5 pseudogenes are annotated in these 3,827 nt (G+C 39.8%); all 5 read left to right on the top strand.

The features are described 5' to 3' along the window. Positions 1–58 precede the first annotated feature (58 nt). Positions 59–1,361, top strand: a pseudogene (locus ACO1D1_RS23190) (pyrimidine-nucleoside phosphorylase). A 163-nt stretch (positions 1,362–1,524) separates the two neighbouring features. Beyond that, positions 1,525–2,701 (top strand): annotated as a pseudogene (locus ACO1D1_RS23195) (D-alanyl-D-alanine carboxypeptidase family protein). 135 nt (positions 2,702–2,836) lie between these two features. Next, positions 2,837–3,186: pseudogene (spoIIAA, locus tag ACO1D1_RS23200) on the top strand (anti-sigma F factor antagonist). Beyond that, positions 3,187–3,578, top strand: a pseudogene (spoIIAB, locus tag ACO1D1_RS23205) (anti-sigma F factor). 60 nt (positions 3,579–3,638) lie between these two features. Beyond that, positions 3,639–3,827: pseudogene (locus tag ACO1D1_RS23210) on the top strand (RNA polymerase sigma-F factor); the annotation flags it as partial.

Here is a 3,827-nt window from a genome sequence, read left to right on the forward strand (position 1 = left end):
AATTGTGAAGAATATCGCGAAATAACGTGGCAATAAATTAAACAAAGTGGTGATAAGAATGAGAATGGTTGACTTAATCGAGAAAAAAAGAGATGGATTTGAATTAACAACCGAAGAGATTAATTTTATTATCAAGGGTTATACGGACGGTTGGATTCCGGATTATCAACTGAGCGCCTTAACAATGGCAATCTTTTTAGCGGAATGACTGAAAATGAACGAGCAGACTAACGATGGCGATGGTTCAATCTGGTGATAAGATTGATCTATCACAAGTTGAAGGTATTAAAGTGGATAAGCACTCTACAGGGGGCGTAGGAGACACCACAACGCTAGTTCTGGGACCTCTTGTTGCCGCACTTGGAGTTCCGGTTGCGAAAATGTCTGGCCGCGGATTAGGCCATACTGGCGGAACAATTGATAAATTAGAGGCGGTTAAAGGCTTCCACGTTGAAATTGAAAATAATGAATTCATTGAATTAGTGAATAAAAATAAGATTGCAGTAATTGGGCAAAGCGGTAACTTAACACCTGCCGATAAAAAGCTTTATGCACTAAGAGATGTAACGGCAACCGTTGATAGCATTCCACTTATTGCAAGCTCTATAATGAGTAAAAAGATTGCTGCAGGCGCGGATGCGATTGTTCTTGATGTTAAAACGGGTGCTGGGGCCTTCATGAAGACGCTTGATGATTCACGAGAATTAGCAAAAGCAATGGTCCGAATTGGGAATAATGTTGGCAGAAGAACAATGGCTGTTATTTCCGATATGAGTCAGCCGCTTGGGTTTGCTATCGGAAATGCTTTGGAAGTGAAGGAAGCGATCGATACCCTAAAAGGTGAAGGACCTGAGGATCTAACGGAGCTTTGTTTAACACTAGGCAGCCACATGGTTTACCTTGCAGAAAAAGCTGACACCCTGGCAGAAGCACGTACAATGCTTGAAAATGTGATTAAGGATGGTTCTGCCCTTGAAAAATTAAAAGTATTTTTAAGTTCTCAGGGCGGCGACGCTGCGATTGTCGATGATCCATCTAAAATGCCACAAGCTAAATATATCTTTGAACTTGAGGCGAAGGAAGACGGTTATGTAGCCGAAATCGTTGCAGACGAGGTTGGAACTGCCGCGATGTTGTTAGGTGCTGGAAGAGCAACGAAGGAATCTGTTATAGACCTTGCTGTAGGCCTTGTACTAAGAAAGAAAATCGGCGACCAAGTAAAAAAAGGCGAATCACTCGTTACAATCTACAGCAACTTTGAAAATGTAGAAGAAGTAAAACAAAAGCTTTACGAAAATATCAAGACCTCAAACACAAAAGTAGACGCACCAATTCTTATTCACGGAGAAATAACAGAGTAAACACAATAATCCCTATAGAAGGGTAATAAAGGGTGTCAGGCACCATGTGAAAAATTCACATGGTGCCTGACACCCTATTTTTTTGTGTTGTTGGAGGAAATTATTGTATAAAGTAATTTATTTTGGAAAAAATGGAGGCTATAAAGAATGGAGGGTTATGCGAATGAAACGATTTGTCTCTTTCATAGTGACGTCTTTTTTACTTACTAGTTTATGGAGTCCATCTGCTTTTGCTGCCGAAGAAAAAAAAGAGTACTGATATCGTCAGTAATGTTAAATCTGCTATTTTAATTGAACGGGATACAGGAACAGTTCTCTACGAGAAAAATGGGAATGAAAAGCTGCCGCCTGCCAGTATGACTAAAATCATGACCATGCTTCTAATCATGGAAGCTCTGGATCAAGGAAAGCTGACATGGGATGAAAAAATTCGCACTAGCGAATATGCAGCCTCTATGGGAGGATCACAAATTTTCCTTGAACCTGGAGAAGAGATGACAACAAAGGAAATGTTAAGTGGAATCGCGATTGGTTCCGGAAATGATGCATCTGTTGCGATGGCTGAAAAAATCGCCGGCTCTGAAGACGCGTTTGTTGATATGATGAACGATAAAGTAAAAGAATTGGGGTTAAAGGATACATTCTTTAAAAATACAACTGGACTTCCTGTAAGTGGTCATTACAGCTCAGCAGCAGACATGGCCGTAATGGCAAAAGAGCTTTTAAAATATGAAGACATTACAAAATTTACTGGTATGTATGAAGCATACCTTCGCGAAAATACAGACAAAAAATTCTGGCTCGTTAACACCAATAAATTAGTACGTTTTTACCCTGGTGTCGATGGCCTGAAAACAGGCTTTACTGCAGAAGCAAAATACTGCCTAACGGCAACAGCTACGAAAAAGATGGTATGCGTGTGATTGCCGTTGTTTTTGGTGCTCCAACATCAAAAAGAAAGAAATGCACAAGTTACCAAAATGCTTAATTATGCCTTTGCCCAATATCAAACACATCCGATGTTTAAACGAAATCAAACCATTGGTCAGGCGAAAATAAGCAAGGGGAAGGATAAGTCGATTGAGGCTGTGACAAGCGAACCATTATCGTTATTGACAAAAAAAGGGGAAAAGACAGCGGATGTGAAACAAAAGATTGTCATACAAAAAAATCTAAACGCTCCTATTACAAAGGGTGATAAAGTAGGGACAATAAAGCTCATTAAGAACGGAAAAGTCATCCTGGAAAGTCCGTTAGTAGCAGGTAAGAGTGTTAAGGAAGCAGGATGGTGGACACTTTACAAACGTTCATTCGGAATGTTTAGAAAGGCTGGAAAGTAACGGACGGTGCGTGTCGAAACATCAAGATACATTACTAATTTTAGCGAATTACGACTAGTTTTGTATATATAGAAGGAGATTACCGTTTGTAAAGCGAATTTGACTCACTATACCAGAATAAGGAGGACGGGGATAGTGAGTCTTAACATTGATATGGAAACTAAACATGATGTTTTATGTATTCGCTTAAGTGGTGAATTGGATCACCATACTGCGGATGAACATCGTGAGCAGGCAGCAGCTATTATTGAAAAAAGTTGATTTCGTCATATTGTTTTAAATCTTGAACAGCTTTCTTTCATGGATAGCTCTGGATTAGGGGTTATTTTAGGAAGATACAAACAAATTAAACAGGTTCATGGTGAAATGGTCCGTGTGCAATTTCCCCAGCAATACAAAGATTATTCGATATGTCTGGTTTATTTAAAATTATCAAAATGGAACCGACAGAGGAATTTGCATTGCAAAGATTGGGGGTAGCCTGAATGAAGAATGAAATGAAGCTAGAGTTCAGTGCTTTAAGTCAAAATGAATCATTTGCCCGTGTAACCGTTGCTGCCTTTATTGCTCAGCTTGACCCGACAATGGATGAGCTGACTGAGATTAAAACAGTTGTTTCAGAAGCAGTTACCGATGCGATTATTCATGGCGATGAAAATGATCCTAATGGAATTGTATATATTCAGGTTTCCATTGAGGATAGCCTGATTGATATGACCATTAAGGATGTTGGTTCAGGAATTGTAGATGTAGAGGAAGCGCGTCAGCCCTTATTTACAACAAAGCCGGAATTGGAACGGTCCGGTATCGGATCCACCATCATGGAAAACTTCATGATGTGGTAGAGGTTCACACGCAGCCAGGCCGAGGAACCTAGGTTAAATTACGGAAGCATTTAAATTCCAGCAAAATGCTTTGCAATTAAGGAGACTTGCCAATGGATGTGGAGGTCAAGAACGAAAATAAAAAAACGTATTTAAAGGATCATGAAGTGAAAGAGCTCATTAAAAAAGAGTCAAGAAGGGGACCAGGAAGCTAGAGATTTAATTGTTGAAAAAAATATGAGGCTCGTTTGGTCTGTTGTCCAACGGTTTTTAAATAGGGGCTATGACCCGGATGACTTGTT

This window comes from Neobacillus sp. 19, assembly GCF_049463095.1.
Classification (GTDB): Bacteria; Bacillota; Bacilli; order Bacillales; family Cytobacillaceae; genus Neobacillus.